Source organism: Nocardia sp. NPDC127606, assembly GCF_042671725.1.
In the GTDB taxonomy this organism is placed as follows: domain Bacteria; phylum Actinomycetota; class Actinomycetes; order Mycobacteriales; family Mycobacteriaceae; genus Nocardia.
In genome coordinates, this window is record NZ_JBHXWQ010000001.1 from 1,192,888 (window position 1) to 1,212,480 (window position 19,593).

Consider the following 19,593-nt stretch of genomic DNA (forward strand, 5'->3'; position numbering starts at 1 on the left):
GACACCGCAACGACGTCGGATCGGATGTGGACTGTCGCGGTTACTCGAGTTCGCCGATGTTGCCGATCACCCGGTTCAGTTGGACCCTGCCCTCGGACAGGTTGTAGGTGACGCACGCGATGGCGAGTTTTCCGGCCTGGATCTTCTCGGCGATGGTGCTCGACCGTTGCGTCAGCAACAGGCCGGTCTCCTCCACGTGCCGTGCTTCGAGTTCGTCGACGGAGCTCAGTCCTTCGCGGCGGCCCAGCAGGATCGACGGGGTGACTCGCTCGACGACACTTCGAATGAATCCACCGGGCACGGCGCCGGAATCGAGAGCGTCGATCGTGGCGCGGACCGCACCACAGCTGTCGTGTCCGAGAACAACGATCAGGGGCACATCCAGTACCTCGACGCCGTATTCGATCGATCCGAGCACGGAGCCGTCGACGACGTGACCGGCTGTGCGCACGACGAACATGTCGCCAAGACCGCGGTCGAAGATGATCTCGGCGGCGACTCGGGAGTCGCCGCACCCGAACAGGATCGCGGACGGGTGCTGCCCGGTGGTGAGTTCGGTTCGGTTCGCAGCGCCTTGGTTGGGATGCTGCAGTCGCCCTTCGACGAAGCGATCGTTCCCCTCACGGAGGGTCTTCCAGGCGGCAACAGGACTCGTATGCGGCATATGTCCAGTTCTAACATGCGCCTGGTACGCGGCGCCCGGGTGGTGGTCGGTCCTTTGGCCGTCGACAACCAGGTCGATGGCGAACCGGTCGAGGCCTGTGCGGCCTGAAGTGTGCGACGACGCCGATCCGGCGAGACTGCGACTGCGAATCACTGATGCTCGGTGGCTGACTGCGCAGCGCCCGAGTGGCACGCCGGTCGGCGTGGCCGAGCGACGCTGTGCCGCTCGTGCCACGTCGACCTGGCAACATTCCTCGGGCTGGACCAGTCCGGGCTCGTCGAGCGAGCCGACCACCGCGGCCGGGCAAGGCGATTGCGAGCCGTCGGTCCGATCCCGCAGCGACGTAAGCTTGTCGCGATCGGCGCCCAGGGCACCTTCGAGTACTTTCCCGCCTCGAACCGGCTACGTGTCCACTGACAAGCGAGAAGGTCGTGTCTCAAAGCTCGAATTTGCGGTGGTTCTGGTCAGTCCTCACGCTTGTGACGTGTGGAGCGCTCCTGTGGGGGTGCGCCGCCACTGTCGTCATGCCGAAACTGGACAAGGATCTCTCCGTCGAGGAGGCGCGACGGGTCATGGAACGGCAGAGTATCTGGATACCCGACTCGTTCGAGCTGGTCAGCATGCGGCGATTCGGGTGTCCACCGTTGGCGGGCATGTGCGGCTATGCAGGCAGCTACGTCGCGCCGGCGGAACACTTCCCGGATCACCGGGCGGTTCACACTGATTCGACGTATACCCAACCGCTGCAGAAGATTACCTGCGCCGAACTGACCGAGCGGTTGGGATTCGAGCCGACGCCCCAGCGCAGCGCCAACGGATGGAAGTTCGATTGCGCGAACGCGATCGAATGGTTCGCCAGCTCGCCCTATGGCGATATCAGCCCCGACTATCCCCAGGTCACGATCGTTCGGGACCCTCAGTTCGCCACAATCCACTTCTATTCACGTCCGAGCTGACGCGACCAGGGTTGTGACCGACGAGCCGATCAGGTCGCGGGCTGGGTGCCGTCGTCGGTGCGGCCGCGACGGCTTCCGGTGTAGGCGCTTTCACGCAGCCAGTTCACCACGCGAGGCATCAATGCGACGTCGGCAGGATGGTTGAGAATCGGATCGAAGAAGTCGGTGCGGTATTCGCCCGGCGCGGCTCGCCTGAGGTCGAGTTCGCCGACGACTTCGGGTGGGCGGCCGATTCCATCGGCGGTGATCGAGAACCGGATCACCTGGTCGTCGAGGTGATCGTCGAGGGCTCGCAGAGACGCGGTATTCGGCAGGTCGTCGGTGTCGAGCGGTTCGGCGAAAAGCCAGACCGGTGACGCGTCGGCGAATCGGTAGGGCAGCAGCGTGCCGAAACGGGCCGTGGCCCAGGAGCGAGCGGGAGTGATGACGAACCGGCCCATCGCACTGCGGCCGGTGGTCGCCAGCGCGAAGTCCCAGGGATGTTCGTCGCGATCGAGTACCCGAAATGCCAGCCCGAGCACGTCGGGCACGCCGCCGGGGCTGCCGATGCCTTTCGACTGCCGGGCGATGACCGCTCGGTCGCCGGGGCCGAACCAGGGCTCGTAGGCGCTGGTGGCGTGAAATCGGCCCGCGAGGCGGACGCCGCGTGGGTGGAACACCCGTGCGTGCCGCAACCGAGCCCCGGTCTGGAAGGTGGTACGGACAACAGTGTTCGGTAGTTCGGCGACACGGTGCATATCGATCATCGGCGCTGGTCTCCTGTCACGGTTGTGGGGTGGTGCTCAGCCTCGGTCGCCGTCGGCGTTGACGGGAAAGATGTCGCGGCGAGCTCCATACGGTGTGCCTACCCCCGGCGACGGCTGTCAATCGCTGTCGGCTGCCGAGACCCGAAATTCCTTGCGGCGAAATCGAAAATACAGTCGTGATCGGCTCCTTAACATTGGCGATCCGGTCTGCTTGAATGGATATATGTGCAGATGGATGGCGTACGCGGGGGAGCCGATTCTCGCGGAAGAACTGTTGTTCACGCCGCAGCACTCGTTGATCGACCAGAGTTTGCATTCCCGACTCGGAGCCACGACGACCAATGGTGACGGTTTCGGAATCGGCTGGTACGGGGAGGGTGCGGAACCCGCGGTGTTCAAGAGCATCGAACCGGCGTGGAACGACCGAAATCTGCGTGAGGTCGCCGGCCAGATCCGTACGCCGCTGTTGTTCGCCCATATCCGCGCGTCGACCGGAACGCCGGTACAGCGCAGCAACTGCCATCCGTTCCGGCACGGGCGGTGGCTGTGGATGCACAACGGAGCACTGCGTGGCTTTCGCGAGGTCCGGCGCGACCTGGTCACCGCGATCGACCCGGCATTGTTTCCCGACCTCGAAGGATCGACGGATTCGGAAACACTGTTCTATTTGGCGTTGACGTTCGGTCTCACCGAGGATCCGCTCGGTGCGGTCGCTCGCGCGGTCGGATTCGTCGAAGATGTCGGTCGCGCGCACCAGGTGGAGAATCCGGTCCAGATGACGGTAGCGACGACCGATGGAAAGTCGCTGTGGGTATTCCGCTACTCGAGTGAACGCCAGTCGAGATCGCTGTTCTTCTCGACGAAGATCGCTCAACTGCGCGCTCTGCACCCCGAGGTGGAAGTGTTGCACCGCCTCGGCGACCACACCCGTTTCGTGGTTTCCGAACCGCTGCGTGACCTCCCCGGCGCGTGGAACGAAGTCCCCGAATCGTGTGCCGGAATCGTGCGGGCCGGGGCGGACGAACTCCTGGGGTTCGAGCCCGTTTCACCGGTCTGAGCCGTCGTATCCAGATCGGTGGAACCTAGATCGTAGCCATCGTCTCGGCGCTGTGGGTGTCCTCGCCGGTGACCTCGATCGGAAAGACGCCGACAGTGTGCAAGGCGGCCTTCTCGACGAGCAGCGGAACGAAATCGCGAACACGAGCGCCGGCGAATCGCTCATGAATACGGCGAACCAGGAGCTCGATCGCCGCCGGTGATTTCGCCGGGAAACGGGCGATCAGGCGTTCGATCACCTGATCGATCTGCACAGATTCGTTGTCGTTGCGCATCATCCACCGCCTGCTCGCTCGTACCTCGCCGGTCGTGTCATCTAGTCCACTGGGAATTGGGCTTCGCACCCCTCGACGGTCAGCCGTGAGAGCACAGCGAAGACGTTCGCGGGGCCACCGGCCAGCAGGGCACCGCGCTGCCGGATGGCGCCGTTGCCGCTGGTGAGGACCATCGCCAGCGCGTCGTGGGTGAATTCGTAATCACCGGATTCCTCCAGGGCGGACCGGACGTGGCTGAGCAATTGGATTAGGGCATGGCGGCTGTCCCCGCGACGCGCGATGGCGGTGGGGAATCGAGTGTTGGAGAGCCCGTCGCGGGCGGCGTAGCGGCACGCTGAGCGCAGGTGCGTCCGGGCGATCGGAACGGCGAGGTGGCCACGGCCGATGGCGGCGACCGAGGTGATGACGAGGGCCCGCACCAGACTCGCCAGCAGTGTCGTTTCCAGGGCGGTCGCGGGTACGTCGCTGATCCGGATCTCGATTGTCGGCAGGTGAGCGGACAATCGCACATCCCAATAGACCATCGCGGGGTCGAGAATTCGTCCGTCTTCGGCGAGTCCGGCGACGATGTCGTCGTAGTGCGCGGCTGACCGGAAATACGGTGGTGGGCCCGCGCTGGGCCACCGCGCCCACACCATGTGGCGCCAACTGGCGTGCCCGGTATCGATGCCCTGGGTGATGGGGGAGTTCGCAGTCAATGCCAACAGTGCGGGCAGCCAACGACGCAGGTGATTGCTGACCTGCACCGCGAGGTCGCGTTCGGGGACGCAGACATGGACATGGCAACCGCAGGTCACCTGCTCGGCCAACGTCCCGAAGTGTTCGGCCATGCGCTGGTATCTCGGCGTGTCGGTCATGGAACCGGCAGGCGGCCCCCAGATCGGTACGCCCACGGCCAGCGGAAACGAGCCGGACCGAGCCGCGGCGTCGACGATCGCGACCCTGGCCCGCCGAACCTCGCGATGTAGCGCCTCGATACTGGCGCAAACGGGGGTGCAGGTTTCGATCTGGCATTGCGAGAGTTCCAGCTGGAATTCGATGTCGGTCTCGACTGCCGCGACGGTGGCGCTGGTCAGGCAAGGCCGTCCGCTGGCCGGGTCGATCAGGACGAACTCTTCCTCGACGCCGACGGTGAACGCGCGGATATCGTTGCGGTGCAACCGATCGCGTTGGTCGATCGACAGGGACGCCATCGTTCCTCCTGGTCGGCGCCGCGCCCACCGGTAGACGAGCTATCGGGGAGAGATCCGACGAGGACTCAGCGTTCGGGTCGCCAGGTGGAGACAGCCCAGATGATCACGACACTCAGCGCGATGATCACGATGGACCATGCCGGGTAGTACGGCAGGGACATGAAGTTCGCGATGATGACCAGTGCGGCGATTCCCAGCGCGCCGTACCTGCCCCACGTCGATCCGATCGCGAGTCCGACGCCACAGATCAGCGCGAGGGCGCCCAGGACGACATGAATCCAGCCCCACGTCGTGGTGTCGAACTCGTAGACGTATTCGATTCCGGCGACATACAACTTGTCGTCGGCGATCGCGGAGATACCCTGCAGAATGGAAACCGCCGCCAAAATGATAAGCATGAACGCGGCCGCGATGGATATCCCCTCGACGACGGCTTCCCGCTGGAAGGGCTCTTCCTCGGGGGCATTGTGTACCGGTGACGGGTTGCCGGTCATGGTCGACTCCTCGGTGATGCTGAGGACCGCCCACTCGACACCGGACAATACGCCGTTGAATGGATGCAGGTCCTGTCGGAAACTTCTACTTGTTCGAATCCGTTTGTCAGTGGACCACGTGGGGTTGGTAGTCGCGATGAGGATATGTTCACCTCCGTGCGCGACTGTTCGCTCGGTGCCGTGGTGCATCATCGAGGATCGCATGCCCAGTGAAATTATCTGCGGGGCTGCAGCATCCGCATTCGTTGGTTTGCTCAGAGTTTACCGGAGCGGATTCCTTTTAACAAGACACGGCTCAACGGGATGCGGCATCCGCGGCACTATTGGCATTTACGCCGAATGTCTGGGGTCGGGTAAGGAGAGTGAGCACTTTCGTCTGATCGTTGCCGAACCACGCCAGGAGGGGCCGAACCGGCATCAGGCTGCGATCGTCGACTTGGGCACCTTGACCACGAACAGACTGATCAGCTGCCGCCCAGTCCTGACTAGGCCGCTGGGCTGTCCCGCCCCGCGTGCTCTCGCTGATCGGCATCGGCCCGGTGCTGCGTCACGCCTGCTGCCCTTAGGCACGGCGCTGTCCGAGCCGGTATCAGTCGGTGCGGAGTCGGGCGTGGAGGTGCATGTCGTGGCGGCCGTCGCTGTGGCGGCCGGCTCCACGCAATGTGCCCTCGAAGGGGAATCCGCATTTGGTTGCGACCCGGCACGATGGCACATTGTGGACCGAGTGGGTGAGCTCGATCCGATCGAATCCGACGTCGTGAAAAGCCCACCGGGTCAGCATGTTTGCAGCGCGTGGCGCGATGGAGTGCCCACGCCGGGCGGGCAGGGTCCAGTAGGCGAGCTCGGTGACGCCCTCGGTGAGGTCCGACTGCCGCAATCCGATGCGTCCGGCGACTTCTCCGTTGCTGGTGACTGCCCACTGACCGTTGCCGCTGGACCAAGCCGAGCGCCATCCGCAAATCCATTGGCGAACCTGCTCGATGGACTCGGCGGACCGAACATGCCAATGACGGATCGCGGGGTCTTGGAATCCCTCGTAGACAATGGGCGCATCGGCGTCGGTCCAGGGTCGCAGCGTCAACCCGTCGGCTGCGGTGAACGTGGGCTGGTCGGTGGCGAACGTAGCGGGATCGACCACAGCCGACATCAACTCGGGCATGCCAGCATTGTCCCCCTCGAAGGCTGTCAATTTGCCCGTTGTAGTCCTAGAACCCGTGAAACCTTCCCAGGGCAAATGCTTGGATACCTCTAAAGCTCCGTATCGGATCAGCTGGGTGAGTTGGCGGTCGATTGCGGGCTGGTCAGCAGATGGAGAACGGTTTCGGTCGATTGCCTGCCTGCTAGGCAGTCATGGACGCCAGGGACTCGGCAGTTCTGCCAGATCTCCAGATGTAGGTAGGTGATGTCGCTGAATCCGACAAGAGGTTTCGGGTCGGCGCGGATCGCGTCGTAATCGAGTGCCCTGAGATCAGGCAATGACCGCGCCGTGCGTAGTCACCGGTAGTGGCAGCACTACCAGGTTTTGGGGAGTCGGCAGGCTTCTCGTAGCTGGTGGTTCTCCCTAGTTTCATGGGATGCGGATGAAACTTGCGATGCTGGGGATGACGGTCTTGATAACCACGTCGTGCGGCGTGGACACTTCGCCTGATGTCACGGAAGCTGGACGGGCAGAGATCACTGCTGCGCTGAATAGCGCGGTGCAACAGGGTTATCCGGGAGCTCAGGCGGTGATCACCGACAAAGGGCATACCTGGACAGTCGCCGCAGGTGTGGCCGACCTGGCTACCGGCAGGCCGTTCGCCGATGACGATCGGCTCCGGATAGCCAGCAACACCAAGCCGTTCGTCGCCACCGTGATGCTGCAATTGGTGGCCGAGGGCAAGGTCGAGTTGGATGCGCCGGTGGAAAGGTATCTGCCGGGAGTGGTGCGCGGGCCGGGCATCGACGGCGATCGGATCACGATCCGGAACCTGTTGCAGCACACCAGTGGACTGCCCGAATATGCGGCCGAGTTCGGGACGCCGCCCAAGCCCGGCCAGGTCGCGGGTCTCACCGAGCAAGTCCGATGGGGGACAACGGATATCGCCGAAACGGTCCGCAACGCGCTCACCGCGCCCGCCGATTTCGAGCCCGGTGCGCAATGGGCATACTCCAACACGAACTACGCCGTCGCCGGGATGGTGATCGAGAAGATCACCGGAAGTCCGCTGGGCACTGAGATCACCCACCGCATCATCGAGCCTCTCGGCTTGCGCAACACCTACTACCCGAGTCCTGATGAAGTCGACATCCGTGGCCCACATCCGAAGGGCTACACCGAAATCGGTGGCGTACAAGTCGACTACACCAGTCAGAACGTATCGTGGGCCGGCGCGGCCGGTGCGATGGTCGCCTCCGGCGCGGACCTGAACCACTTCTTCATCGCCCTGTTGGACGGAAAGCTGCTCCCACCCGCGCAATTGGCGGAGATGAAGAACGTCCGGCCCACCGGCGTGGACAGCAAATGGGCCTACGGTCTCGGCTTGGCGCGAATCACTATGTCGTGCGGCAACGAGCTCTGGGGCCATACCGGCGGTCTCTCGGGCACGGTGACCTACGACGGGGTAGTCCTCACCACAGGCGGCGCGATAACCATCGCCCTCAACCAGGACCTGATGGATGACCGCTACCAGGAAGGTTCGCGCGCTCTGGACGCTGCCGCCTGCTCGGCACCCTAGGCCTGCGTCGAAGTCCTCTCCCCGTGACGGCTCGGTGGGGGACGGTCTGCTGTGGGCACCGACACGAGATGCCCACAGCAGCACCATCACTCAGGCATCGACGCGAACGGCGGCCGATCGGAGATCGGGCAGGCCGAGGTTGTCTCGCAGGGTGGTTCCGGAGTACTCGGTGCGCAGGGCGCCGCGGTCTTGGAGCAGGGGAACCACGCGGTCGACGAACTCGTCCAGGCCGGTCGGGACGAGGTGGGAACCTAGGATGAAACCGTCGGAGCCATCGCTGCTGACGAAATCGTCGATCTTCTCCGCGACTCGGGCCGGTGTTCCGACGATCGGGCCGCGCTCGAACTGGTCGATCACCGTTTCGCGCAGGGTCAGTTTCTTGGCCTCGGAGATCTCGCGCAAACGTTTGACCGTGCCGAAGCGGTCCTGGTGCAGGAAGGCGCGGCCCTGGATGAACGGCGGTGCGTCGGGATCGGGCTCGATGTCGGGGATCGGGCCCTCCGGGTCGTAGCCGGACAGGTCCCGGTTCCAGATCTGTTCGAGCAAGATCAGCGCGGTCTGTCCGGTGACCTGTTCGTTGCGGATGGCGTGGTATTTCTCGATCGCCTCGGCTTCGGTGTCGCCGAGGACGAAACTCGCCGACGGCAGGATCTTGATGTCGTCGGCCGAGCGCCCGGCCGCCACCGCGCGAGCTTTGATGTCGCGATAGAAGTCCGCGGCTTCGGGAAGCTTGCCGTACGGGGAGAAGATGGCGTCGGCATTGGCCGCGGCGAAATCGCGGCCCTGTGGTGAGACACCGGCTTGCAGGATCACCGGCCTGCCCTGCGGGCTGCGCGGCACGGTGAACCGGCCGGAGATGTCGAACTGCCGACCACGGAACTCGAACGCACCGGCATCGGGTCTGGCCAGGAATCGCCCGCTGTCCTTGTCGGCGACGATGTCGTCGGCGTTCCACGAATCCCACAGGGCGCGAACAGCGTTCAGCGTCTCCTCGGCTCGCACATACCGGTCGGCCGGGTCGAGGAAACCGCCGCGGCGGAAGTTCTGACCGGTGAAGGCGTCGAAGGAGGTGACCACGTTCCAGGCGGCGCGTCCGCCGGAGAGGTGATCGAGGGTCGCGAACTGGCGGGCCAGTTCGTAGGGCTCGTTGAACGTCGCGTTGATCGTGCCCGCGAGGCCGAGGTGCTCGGTGACCGAGGCGATGGCGGCCAGCACGCCGAAGGTGTCGGGACGGCCGATGATGTCCTGGTCGAAGATCTGGCCCGCGCGTTCACGCAGGATGAGACCTTCGGCGAGGAAGAAGAAGTCGAACTTGCCGCGTTCGGCGGTGCGCGCGGTGTGTTCGAAGGAGCTGAAATCGATCTGGCTGCCCGCCTGCGGGTGCCACCAGGCGGTGTGATGGTTGACGCCGCCGAGGTAGGCGCCGAGGATGACCTGCTTACGGGGTGTACTCATCGGTGGGACCTCACACTCTGGCGTAACGGCTGGGCACGGTGGTCGACAGACCGAGCAGTCCGCGCAGGGACCCCTCGGGGTAGCTGGTGCGGAACAATCCGCGATGCTGCAGGGCGGGCACCAGTCGGCCCGCGATCGCGGCCAGATCATCGACCGCGACACCGGGACGCAGCCGGAACCCGTCGACGCCCTGGCTGTCCCAGTCGGCGAGCAAATCGGCGAGCTCCTCGGCGCTGCCGGTGAAAACGGCCGCGTCGGAGGCGAATTCGGCACCGGACTGGTTGTTGAGCCGGGCCAGGCGTTGCGCGCCGGTGTCGTCGTCGGTGTCGAGGAAGACGACCAGGTCGGCGTAGACCCGCAGTGGTTCGCCCACCCTGGTCGCGGCGGCGGTCGCGACCTGTCGCAGGATTTCCGCCGGTCCGTGCTCGCGTGTGGGTGTGACGAAGACGAGATCGGCCGCCGCGGCGGCGAATTCGTAGATGCGAGTGGCGTGGCCGAGTGCGGTGATCACCGGCTGACCCTGCGGTGGGCGCGGGGTGATGGCGGGACCGCGGACACTGAAGAAGCGGCCTTCGAAGTCGATGTAGTGCAGTTTGTCGCGGTCGATGAAGCGGCGGGTGGCGACGTCGCGGATCTCGGCGCCGTCCTCCCAGCTGTCCCACAGTCGCCGCACCACCTCGACGGCGTCGGTGGCCTCCTCGAACAGTGCTTCGGCGTGGTCGGGGAGCTTGCCGGTCGCGACGATGTCGGCGAACTCGGCGGGCATCGGGTCGGTGATCTCGCGGCGCCCGAAGTGCTGGGCTTCCTCGGCGCCGGCCGAGACTCGAACCTGCCAGCCCGCGCGGCCGCGGGAGGTGTGGTCGAGGGTGGCGATGGCGGTGGAGACGTGGAACGGTTCGGTGTGGGTGGTCGTCACCGTGGGGATGAGTCCGATGCGGTGGGTGATCGGGGCCAGCGCGGCGGCGATGAGATGTGCGTCGAGCCGGGCGCGGACCTGGTCTACGGCATCGTCGCCGCGGGCGTGCAGCGGACCGGGCACACGCAGGCTGTCCTCGATCGTGACGAAGTCGAGCAGACCACGCTCGGCGGTGCCGACCAGGTCGGTCCAGTATCGGGCGCTGAACAATTCGGTGGGCCGCGAGTTCGGTGCTCGCCAGGCGGCCGGGTGCCAGCCCGCGCCGTCGAGCGCGACACCCAGGTGCAGTGGTTTCGGTGCCATCGTCTGCCATTTCTGTGGTTCGGTGAACGGTGCCTGGTGCAACGCCCGATGCCGGGCACCGGGTTGTTGGCCGAGTCCGAGTGCCGCGGTCGTAGTACGGGCGGCACCGCGATGTCGGCAACGATCACGGGTGGCCGGCGGGGGTGGCAGGGTGAACTCGACCGGTCCGCTGTGGCGACGTCAAGCGTTGAATTCAGCCCGATCGACAGGAAATAGGCGGTCGCCCTGGAGCAGGTCGAACGCCGCGCACCGAACTCTCGCGCATCGAAGGGATGCCGCATCGTTGCCCGCGCCGGTTTCCACTGGTAGATCCTCGTCGTCGCACGCGTCTGACCGACTTCTCGCTCTGCGGGAATTTATCTCCGGTTACCACCTGTATGCGCAGGTAGAGTCGGTGCTGATCGGGATAAAGCGGGGGTGGATAACGGCTTTCGCTCGCTGTTCGGGTCGATACTTTCGACGTGAACGCAGCGCACGACAACTCGAACGACGAATTCCTCGTCCGAGTGCGCGACTACGCCGAGCAGGTGTTGAGACCCGCCGCATTGTCGGCGGACCGCACCGGGGTGCTCGCGGATCGGATCGACGAACTGGGCGGCCTCGGTCTGCTCAATCACCTCGCGCCCACAGAATTCGGTGGGCTCGCGATCGACCGCGACACCGACCGCCGCGTGCACGAGATCATCGCGGGCGCCTGCTTCAACACCTGGCTGGTCTGGGCGCAGCACGCGCCGCTGGCCGGGCGCATCGCCGCGGCGGATGCCCCGGTATCGGCGCTGGCCGCGCGGATTCTGCGCGGTGAGCTGCTGCTCGGTGCCGGGGTCAGCGATGTGAGGCGGTTCCCCGATCACTATGTCGCGGCGCGCAAGGCTGCCAACGGCTGGATCTTCGACGGCACCCTGTCCTGGGTCAGCGGGTGGGGACTCAATTCGGCGCTCACCGTGGCCGCTGTGGAACCCGACACCGAAACCGTGGTCACCGCGCTCGTTCCGGTCGGGGAACGAACCCGCAGCACCGGACCGCTGGAACTCGGTGCGGTCGCGGGCAGTCGAACGGCCCGCGTGCACCTGGACGAAGTCTTCGTCCCCGACGCCAACGTTCTCACCACACAGAGTCTCGACCGAGCGCGCGTCGCGGACACCGGCACCGCGAGCGACGCGCGAGCCCACCACTTCGGCCTCGCCGAGACAATCCTGACCGAGCTGGAGCGCAGCACTGTGCCGCTGGCCGCCGACGTCGCGGCGACCTGGCGCCCCCGCGTCGCCGAGATCCGTTCCACCGCGTACGCGCTCGCCGACGAAGCCACGGCCGCGGGCGAGGGACCGCATCGCCTCGACGAGCGCCTGGCCACCAAAGTCGCCAGCGGCGAGGCACTCTCGGCGATCAGCCGCGCGCTGCTCATCGCCAGATCCGGCCGTGGCCTCAGCGGCGACGATACCGCGCAACTACACGCCCGCTCCGTCCTCTTCGTCCTGGTCCAGGGCCAGACCACCGATGTCCGTCGCGCCCAGCTCGCTGCGCTGGCCCGCTGATCACCACCGAACGGAACCACCGAACATGAGTCTCGAATTCCTCTGGTACATCCCCAATCAGGTCACGCCGGGTCACCGCGGCGAACCCGTGGCCGCCGACCACAACAGCCTGGACACGCTGACCACCCAGGCGAAGGCGCTGGAGGCGCACGGCTGGAAGGGCGCGCTGCTCGGCACCGGCTGGGGCCGCCCCGACACTCTCACCGTCGCCGCGGCGCTGGCGGCGCGGACCGAGTCCTTCGAGCCCCTCATCGCGATCCGGCCCGGCTATTGGCGTCCGGCGAACTTCGCCTCCGCCGCGGCCACGCTCGATCACCTCTCCGGTGGTCGGGTGCGGGTGAATATCGTCTCCGGGAAGGACGACCTGGCCGCCTACGGCGACAGCGAGGGTGACCAGGCCGACCGCTACGCCCGCACCAAGGAGTTCCTCCAGCTCGTCCGCAAACTGTGGACCGAGGAGAACGTCACCTACCGCGGCGAGCACTTCCAGGTCACCGACTCCACGGTGGTGCCCCGCATCGAACCGCGCGGCGACCGCCGTCATCCGACGCTGTACTTCGGTGGCGCCTCCGAGGCTGCGGAGCGGGTCGCCGCGACCGAGGCCGATGTCCAGTTGTTCTGGGGTGAGCCGCTCGAAGGTGTGCGTGAGCGCATCGAACGGTTGCGCGCGCTGAGCGCCGAGCTGGGCCGTGAGCACGCGCCGCTCGAATTCGGCTTGCGCATCACGACTTTCGTTCGCGACACCACCGAGCAGGCGTGGGCCGATGCCGAGGCGAAGGTCGCGGAGATGGCGAAAAGCAGCCAGGGTGCGGCGAATCCGCACCGCCGCACCGCCGTCGGGCAACAGCGTCTGCTCGATCTGGCCGCGCGCGGCGAGGTGCTCGACGACAATCTCTACACCGCGCCGGGCAAATACGGTGGCGGCGGCGCGGGCACCACCTGGCTGGTCGGCTCCGCCGAGGATGTGGCGAAGTCGCTGCGCAAATACCGCGATCTCGGCATCACCCATTTCGTGCTGTCCGACACCCCGTATCTGCGCGAGATCGAGCGTCAGGGTTCCCAGCTGCTGCCGCTACTCGGAGAGTGAGTGCCGCCGCCGTCCTTGCTGATCCGCCCGCAAGTACGGTCTCGGCGTCATCACCTATGGCCCGCTCGCCGCGGGCTTGCTCTCGCCCTGCGTAGACGCGCCGCCTAACCCGTCGGTGATCGCGGAGGGAGACGTAATCCCTTCCTCCTCCGCGATTTCCGTGTTCTGGCAGCGACTTCTATTGCGGCTGGTCACGCCGACGTAGGCGACGCATTCGTGAACGAGGGTTTCCAGCCCAGTTCGGGAGCGATCAGGTGCACGGTGTCGTGCAGGATCTGTTCGTAATCCTCACGGTGGAATTCGTAGGGCAGTTCCAGGCGCAGCTCAGAGGTCTGCGCAAGTATCGGGTCGGCTCGTAGCTGTTCCAGGATCTGCTCGGCGGTGCCGACGATGTCCGGCGCGAACAGGATTCGGCGTTCGCCCTGCGGGCCGAGGGTGCGGTCGTGGCGGCTGGCGGCGTAGGCGCGGTAGCGCTCGCGGGTCGCGTGGTCGGCGCTGTCGAACGGCACGATCACGCGTCCCACCGCCACGCGGGCGGGTCGAGCCGGATCGATCAGGCGTCGATAGTCCGCGATCAGAGTCAGCTGGGAGGTGGTGAAATCGTCACTGGCGTCGCCGAAAACGACATTGCCGCTGAGCAGATTCAGTCCGTTCTCCGCGGTCCAGCGCACGGATCGGATGCTCCCGCCGCCGTACCACACACGATCGGCCAGGCCGGGGCTGTGTGGCTGAAGGCGGGGACGCTGGGTGTTGCCGGGCGAGTGGATGACGGTGTCGGCGTCGCCGAGGTAGTCGCCGCGCAGGTTCTCGAGCAGGCGGGCCACGCGGCCGTAGGACAGGTCGAAACTGCGCCAGTCACCATCGAAGACCAGGTCGCCGATGAGATCGGCGTGCGGTGGGGTGCCAGCACTGAAACCGGGCTGCAATCGACCCTGGGACAGTACATCGGCCAGCGACAGGTCCTCGGCCAGCCGGAACGGGCTCTCGTAGCCGATCGGAATGACCGCGGCGCCCAACTCCACTCGGCTGGTGCGCTGGGCGGCGGCGGCCAGGAAGACCGCCGCCGAACCCACGCCGTGCTCGAGGTGACGCTGCCGGATCCAGGCACCGTCGAAGCCGACGCGCTCCCCGAATTCGAACAGTTGAAGCGTGTCCTCCAACCCGGTGTACGGGTCGTCGTCGAGGTAGTTGCCCGGCGTCAGGAACGCCAATGTGTCGATGCGCGGTGCGCTCATGCCTGGCGCTCGTAGGGGATCTTCTCTCCAGCTTCGACCGCGATCGGGAGCCGGTTCTCGGCGGGCGGCAGCGGGCAGGTCGCCAGATCGGTGTAGGCGCACGGCAGGTTGACCGCCCGATTGAAATCGAGCACGACGGTGCCGTCGGCGGCCGGAGTCGATACCTGCACAATGCGATTCGCGGCGTAGGTGGTGACTCCCGAAGTGGTATCGGTGAACAGCACCGACAGGTCGCCGGGGTTCCTGCCGGGGAACGCGGTCAGCCGCAGCGGTTGACCGTCGATGTCGAACTCGACCTGTCCCGGTGCGTCGTAGACGTGCTCGAGCCCTTCGACCGAGGCGCCGACGGTGGTCGGTCGCGGCTGCTCGAAGCGAACATAGCGACCCGTCACCACCCACTTCGGGTCCGGCGCGAACGTGGGGGTCCCCCGAAAAGCGGTGCGCAACTGGTTGTTCGGGTGCCGAGGGCGGACGATGTCGTTGCCACCACGGCGCGCGACCTCGATCACCGCATCACCCCACACAGCGTTCACCCCGTCGCGCTCGGCGATCGCACCGAACTCGTAGCGCCCGCGCACCGGCGTCCCCTCCACGACCAGTTCCTCGCCCTCGTCGAGAACCACGACAACACCGTCGACACCGGTGGACCAGGTGCCGGGCGCATCGGTGAACCGCTCCGGGGTTTCGGTGAGCCAGTGCAGGTTCGTGATGGCCAGGAATCCGTGCCGGTCGGCCAGGCGCGCCTCCTGCTGACGATGCCATTGCTGCCATTCGGCGGTGAAACTGTCTACCTCGGCGACCGGGGTCTCCTGTGTTGCCATGGCATCGATACAACCCGACACCACCGCCGACGAACAGACTTGTGCTCAGCACGAACGCAAGTCATGTTGTCGTGCAACGGACTCTGTCCAAGCTGCTGGATGGTGCTGCAGCCTCGGCCCGCAGCGGCGCAAGGCCACCTCGGTCACGCGGCGTGGGAGAGGAAGGTCGCTCGTTCGAACTCGCGGTGCCGCACCGCGTGGACGAACGCGGTGTATTCGAGGTGGTCGAAGAAGAGCCTGGCGGTGCCGGCTGAGGCTCGGCATTCCGGCGCGGCGCTGAATTCGTAGAGGTCGTCGGATGCCCGGGTGATCGTCAGGGCGCCACGGATGGGCCGGTCTGCTCGTATCGCGGACTGGAGGGCCTCGAACTGGTGGTGGTCGAGGGTCAGGCATTCCTCGAGGGGGACAGGGTGTGCCGCGGTGGCGACCGGGCGCGCGAGCTTGTCGTCCCAGATGAGGGTGCGGTGGTTGTCGCGGTAGACCATCACGCACGCCTGCTGGGGGGAACTGGCGGCCGCTTTGCGGAAGTGGGCGGCGGGCGGTGTCGGTAACGACATGGCGGATCCTTTCGAACAGCGCGGTCGGCGACGGTGCCGACCGCGCGGGCGCACACTAGGGCAGGCTGCCGATAGCGGCGAAATTGCAGGGGCGGGCGTAGTCGTCGTGGTCGATCGGCTGTTCGGGTCGCCAGTCCGTGGCGTAGGTGATGCCCGGATCGGCGATCGTCCATCCGTCGAAGAAGGTCTGGAACTGCGCGCGGGTGCGCAGGGTGACCGGTGTGCTGGCGTCGGTGAAGATCGCAGCGCCCGCGGCGACCTGGGATTTGATCTCCGCTCCCGCGTCTTCGAGGGACACATGTGTCATCGCGATGTGGCTGCCGGGGGCTAGGGCGTCGCGCAGTTGCGCGACGATCTTGCTCGGCTCGCTGGCGTCGGTGACCCAGGGAAGCACCGAAACCAGCAGCAGTCCAACGGGTTCGGAAAAGTCGATCAGGCGCTGGGTATCGGGGTGGGCGAGGATGCGCGCGGGCTCGCGCAGATCGGCGTCGACCATCGTCGCGGTGTCGGTGACACCCTGTTCGCGAAGCAGGTCGCGGGCGCGGTTGATCGCCTCTTCGTCGTTGTCGACGTACACCACGCGCGAGTCGGGCACGAGCTCGCGCGCGACCTCGTGGGTGTTGCCGCCGGTCGGCAGGCCCGACCCGATATCGAGGAACTGGCGAATCCCGGTGCCGGCCATGTAGCGAACGGCGCGGGCGAGAAACCGGCGATTGTGCTGGGCCCACAACGGATAGAAGGGGATATCGGCGTAGAGCCGATGAATGAAGGGCAGATCCGATTCGAAGATCACCTCGCCGGTGACCATGTGGTGGTAGATGCGTGCGGAGCTGGGTTTGTTGGTGTCGATCGGGCGTGGCTCGAAGTCGCTGTCGGACATCGTGATTCCTCTGCGGGTGCGGTGGTGCCGGTCTATCGCTGAATGGTCGGTCGGCTGCGGAGGCCGCGGACGAGGTGTTCCATGAACTGACGTGAGTCGTGGGGGCTCAAAGCTGTCATCGCCAGGCGGTTGAAGATCTTGTCGCGGATACCGACGGCGGGTTTGTCATCGATGTAGCGGATCTCGCCCTGAGCTTCGATGACGGCCATCTCGAGATCGCCGGCCGCTCCGGGGGAGGGCACGCGAACCAGGATGTAGCGGTCCTCCATGCCGGCGCCGGGTGCTTGGTGGGTGAAGGGCATGACCTGGATCTGGATGTTGGGCCGGGCGGAGAGCTCGAGGAGATGGGTGATCTGGTCGAGCATCACCGCGTCCCCGCCGTAGGTGCGGCGCAGGCAGGATTCGGACAGGATCGCGTGGAACTCGGGTGCGCCCCGCGCGAGAAGGATTCGTTGACGGGCGATGCGGGCTTGGACGTAGTCGTCGACGGTGACCGCGTCCGGATCGTCGGGGTCGGGTTCCAGTGGCTCGTGCAGCGCGCGGATGTAGCTCTCGTGCTGGAGTAGCCCGGGAACGATCTCGGCGGCGGTCTCGCGCAGCCGATCCGCCACGGCCTCGAGGTCGACGAGCAGTCGCAGTTCCTCGATGTAGGCGCGGCGGTAGCCGGAGTTCCAGAATCCGCGGCGATGGCTGTCTTCGCGCAGATCGAGCAGGATCGAGATGTAGTCCTGGTCGGTGACGCCGAGCTGCCTGACCAGCTCGTCGAGCGCCTGGGCGCTCAGATTGCCGGTGCCGCTGATCACCGCCGCGATGCGGGACTGGCTCACCCCGATCATCTTTCCCGCGTCGGCCTGGGTAGTGCGAGACCGGCGCAAGAGCGCGTCGATCTCTCGACCTAGCAGCACTTTTCGTGCGGTTCGTGCCATGGATCCCACCGTATCGGGCTGCTGGGCGGCGGCTGCCACCTGTTTCGCAATCCTGATTATCAGGTTAGATTATCAACCACGATTATTTGGCGAACAAGTCAGAGGGTGTATCCGAACTGCGACATACCCTGCGGCGCAAGAAGAGTGGGGCCCACTCATGGACGTCACCGACCCCGGAACCCTCCGTGGCACTCTCGATGCCGGAGCCGCGAACAGCTGGGGACAGCGGCTTCGGACCTATCGTCGCGCTCGATTAGGGCTCAGCCGTGGGGATTTCGCCGAGTTGATCAACGACCGAGCTCGCCGCGACAGCGTCAATGTCGCGTGTTCGGAACGACACGTCGCACGCTGGGAACTCGGCGAGGTCCGCAGGCCCAGCAAGTCCTATCGCGTTCTGCTGGCTGCGGTCGGCGCACCGGTTCCCGAGATCGACTCCGTCCTGCCATCGCCGGGCCTGAATGTCGGGTTCGCTCGTGACGTGGTGTCACGGTCTGCCGAATCGGTCGGTGCCGGTACGCGTCGCGGCGCGGAGGCGACTCTGCTGGAGGCCCTCGCGACCGCGGTTGTCGGTTCCGCTGACATCCTGACGCCGTGGTTGCCTTCCCTCGATGTTTCCGAGATGCCGTGCGACGCAGAACTGCTCGATATCGATGCGGTGCGCAGCGCCACCTCGGGATTGCGGGAACGCGACCAGCGACACGGTGGCGGCTCGGTCGCCCGCACCGCCGTCGATCTCCTGAAATCGACGACCGCGCTGCTGGCCGGATACCGCGGACATACGACGCTCGCGCACGCACTGCTGGTCGCCACCGCCGATCTGGCCCGGCTGATCGGGTGGGCCTACCACGACATCGGTGATCAACATCGCGCCCGCCAATACGCGACGATGGCCTTGGTGTCCGCCCGGCGAGCGGGCGCGGACAGCCTGGTCGCGTCGACGCTCTACGTGCTGGGGCGGATCAGCTTGATCGAACGCGACCCGCGCGTCGCTCTGCGGATGTTCCAACTCGGCCAGCTGCCTGCCCAAGACGCCACCGGCGGTGGGGAGTCGGCGCGCTTGTATGCCAACGAGGCTTGGGCACACGCGATGATGGGCGACGTCGGCCGGATGCGGACCGCGCTCGCCCGCGCCGAGGACGAGATCGCCCGGGTCGCAGACCATCCCGTCGACCCGTGGACCCGGGTGTTCTTCACCCCGGGAGAGTTCACCGGGATGCGATCGGTGATCTACAACGAGTACGCCCTGACAGCCCGCGGACAGACCGCGCAACATTACACAGCCGAAGCCGTCGATGCCGCTCGCGCCTCGTTGGCCGCCTCCACGCCGGGACGACCTGCCCGCAGCATTCTGTTCGACAACATCACGATCGCCACGGGCACCTTCCGTCTCGGCCAGATCGATGACGCGGTCTCCTTCGCGACGGCTTCGCTGGAAATGACCGGTCAGGTCGACAGCGGGCGAGTCGGCGACCGGCTGGGGCAGCTGGTGCACGCCGCGACTCTCGCGTCCTCGCGATCCGATGTTCGCGATCTCTGTCAGACGATCCGGCGGGCCGTCCGCACCACCCGGCACACTCCGCGTCCGCTGACCGAACACCGCCTCGCGACCGCGTAGCAATGTTGACGCAACCTGACGATGTCATCCCCCGCGCAGCGGCATTTACGACATGCCCTGTCGAATGTCATTGTCGCAGAGATTATTCGGCGCTGTACTCGGTTCATGACTACGACGACGCCGAGACGTGGCCATCGCGCAATGGGCAGACGCCGGTGAGTCGGG

General features: G+C 66.0%; 20 protein-coding genes. 6 read left to right on the top strand and 14 right to left on the bottom strand.

Features of this window, described 5'->3' with window-relative positions; translation table 11 throughout:
• Positions 1 to 40 precede the first annotated feature (40 nt).
• Positions 41 to 664 (bottom strand): carbonic anhydrase, encoded by a 624-nt coding sequence (locus tag ACFVJ5_RS05680; protein WP_379219790.1) that lies wholly within the window; start codon positions 662 to 664, stop codon positions 41 to 43.
• 524 nt (positions 665 to 1,188) lie between these two features.
• Between ACFVJ5_RS05680 and ACFVJ5_RS05685 the strand changes: the two genes are divergently transcribed.
• Positions 1,189 to 1,620, top strand: a complete 432-nt coding sequence (locus tag ACFVJ5_RS05685) for a hypothetical protein (protein WP_379218698.1) — start codon at positions 1,189 to 1,191, stop codon at positions 1,618 to 1,620.
• A 29-nt stretch (positions 1,621 to 1,649) separates the two neighbouring features.
• Here ACFVJ5_RS05685 and ACFVJ5_RS05690 read toward each other — a convergent pair whose 3' ends face one another.
• On the bottom strand, positions 1,650 to 2,366 hold the full coding sequence (locus ACFVJ5_RS05690) for a phosphodiesterase (RefSeq protein WP_379218699.1): 717 nt from the start codon (positions 2,364 to 2,366) through the stop codon (positions 1,650 to 1,652).
• 235 nt (positions 2,367 to 2,601) lie between these two features.
• On the opposite strand from ACFVJ5_RS05690, the gene ACFVJ5_RS05695 reads away from it, so the two are divergent.
• Complete coding sequence (locus ACFVJ5_RS05695; RefSeq protein WP_379218700.1) at positions 2,602 to 3,423, top strand: class II glutamine amidotransferase; 822 nt, start codon at positions 2,602 to 2,604, stop codon at positions 3,421 to 3,423.
• A 25-nt stretch (positions 3,424 to 3,448) separates the two neighbouring features.
• Here the strand turns inward: ACFVJ5_RS05695 and ACFVJ5_RS05700 are convergent, their stop codons facing one another.
• From ACFVJ5_RS05700 to ACFVJ5_RS05720, 5 genes are all read right to left on the bottom strand, one after another.
• Positions 3,449 to 3,700, bottom strand: a complete 252-nt coding sequence (locus ACFVJ5_RS05700; RefSeq protein WP_379218701.1) for a three-helix bundle dimerization domain-containing protein — start codon at positions 3,698 to 3,700, stop codon at positions 3,449 to 3,451.
• A gap of 38 nt (positions 3,701 to 3,738) precedes the next feature.
• The gene (locus ACFVJ5_RS05705; protein ID WP_379218702.1) at positions 3,739 to 4,890 is read right to left on the bottom strand and encodes a glutamate--cysteine ligase; all 1,152 of its coding nucleotides are present in this window, start codon (positions 4,888 to 4,890) and stop codon (positions 3,739 to 3,741) included.
• Positions 4,891 to 4,955: 65 nt separating this feature from the next.
• A complete protein-coding gene (locus ACFVJ5_RS05710; RefSeq protein WP_379218703.1) occupies positions 4,956 to 5,384 on the bottom strand; it encodes an acetyltransferase in 429 nt (142 codons plus the stop codon).
• Between the two features lie 589 nt (positions 5,385 to 5,973).
• Entirely contained in the window at positions 5,974 to 6,543 is a 570-nt protein-coding gene (locus ACFVJ5_RS05715) for a GNAT family N-acetyltransferase (RefSeq protein WP_379218704.1), read from the bottom strand.
• A 107-nt stretch (positions 6,544 to 6,650) separates the two neighbouring features.
• On the bottom strand, positions 6,651 to 6,860 hold the full coding sequence (locus ACFVJ5_RS05720; protein ID WP_379218705.1) for an LD-carboxypeptidase: 210 nt from the start codon (positions 6,858 to 6,860) through the stop codon (positions 6,651 to 6,653).
• 125 nt (positions 6,861 to 6,985) lie between these two features.
• Here ACFVJ5_RS05720 and ACFVJ5_RS05725 point away from each other — a divergent pair, with 125 nt between their 5' ends.
• Positions 6,986 to 8,101, top strand: coding sequence for a serine hydrolase domain-containing protein (locus tag ACFVJ5_RS05725; protein ID WP_379218706.1), 1,116 nt, complete (start codon positions 6,986 to 6,988; stop codon positions 8,099 to 8,101).
• Positions 8,102 to 8,191: 90 nt separating this feature from the next.
• Here ACFVJ5_RS05725 and ACFVJ5_RS05730 read toward each other — a convergent pair whose 3' ends face one another.
• Entirely contained in the window at positions 8,192 to 9,556 is a 1,365-nt protein-coding gene (locus ACFVJ5_RS05730; RefSeq protein ID WP_379218707.1) for an NtaA/DmoA family FMN-dependent monooxygenase, read from the bottom strand.
• 10 nt (positions 9,557 to 9,566) lie between these two features.
• Entirely contained in the window at positions 9,567 to 10,775 is a 1,209-nt protein-coding gene (locus tag ACFVJ5_RS05735) for an LLM class flavin-dependent oxidoreductase (protein WP_379218708.1), read from the bottom strand.
• A gap of 461 nt (positions 10,776 to 11,236) precedes the next feature.
• On the opposite strand from ACFVJ5_RS05735, the gene ACFVJ5_RS05740 reads away from it, so the two are divergent.
• Together ACFVJ5_RS05740 and ACFVJ5_RS05745 are read left to right on the top strand one after the other, a co-directional pair.
• Positions 11,237 to 12,307, top strand: coding sequence for an acyl-CoA dehydrogenase family protein (locus ACFVJ5_RS05740; RefSeq protein ID WP_379218709.1), 1,071 nt, complete (start codon positions 11,237 to 11,239; stop codon positions 12,305 to 12,307).
• 25 nt (positions 12,308 to 12,332) lie between these two features.
• A complete protein-coding gene (locus tag ACFVJ5_RS05745; protein ID WP_379218710.1) occupies positions 12,333 to 13,394 on the top strand; it encodes an LLM class flavin-dependent oxidoreductase in 1,062 nt (353 codons plus the stop codon).
• Between the two features lie 191 nt (positions 13,395 to 13,585).
• On the opposite strand, the gene ACFVJ5_RS05750 is transcribed toward ACFVJ5_RS05745, so the two are convergent.
• The 5 genes from ACFVJ5_RS05750 to ACFVJ5_RS05770 form a co-directional block, all read right to left on the bottom strand.
• On the bottom strand, positions 13,586 to 14,629 hold the full coding sequence (locus ACFVJ5_RS05750) for an LLM class flavin-dependent oxidoreductase (protein ID WP_379218711.1): 1,044 nt from the start codon (positions 14,627 to 14,629) through the stop codon (positions 13,586 to 13,588).
• Positions 14,626 to 15,450, bottom strand: coding sequence for a DUF1684 domain-containing protein (locus ACFVJ5_RS05755; protein ID WP_379218712.1), 825 nt, complete (start codon positions 15,448 to 15,450; stop codon positions 14,626 to 14,628). Before ACFVJ5_RS05755 ends, ACFVJ5_RS05750 begins: the two co-directional genes overlap by 4 nt.
• Before the next feature lie 143 nt (positions 15,451 to 15,593).
• Positions 15,594 to 16,007 (bottom strand): hypothetical protein, encoded by a 414-nt coding sequence (locus tag ACFVJ5_RS05760; RefSeq protein ID WP_379218713.1) that lies wholly within the window; start codon positions 16,005 to 16,007, stop codon positions 15,594 to 15,596.
• 55 nt (positions 16,008 to 16,062) lie between these two features.
• On the bottom strand, positions 16,063 to 16,887 hold the full coding sequence (locus ACFVJ5_RS05765; protein WP_379218714.1) for an SAM-dependent methyltransferase: 825 nt from the start codon (positions 16,885 to 16,887) through the stop codon (positions 16,063 to 16,065).
• 32 nt (positions 16,888 to 16,919) lie between these two features.
• Positions 16,920 to 17,813, bottom strand: coding sequence for a helix-turn-helix domain-containing protein (locus tag ACFVJ5_RS05770; RefSeq protein WP_379218715.1), 894 nt, complete (start codon positions 17,811 to 17,813; stop codon positions 16,920 to 16,922).
• Between the two features lie 157 nt (positions 17,814 to 17,970).
• Between ACFVJ5_RS05770 and ACFVJ5_RS05775 the strand changes: the two genes are divergently transcribed.
• Positions 17,971 to 19,428: a hypothetical protein gene (locus ACFVJ5_RS05775; RefSeq protein WP_379218716.1), complete on the top strand. Its 1,458-nt coding sequence runs from the start codon at positions 17,971 to 17,973 to the stop codon at positions 19,426 to 19,428.
• Positions 19,429 to 19,593 lie beyond the last annotated feature (165 nt).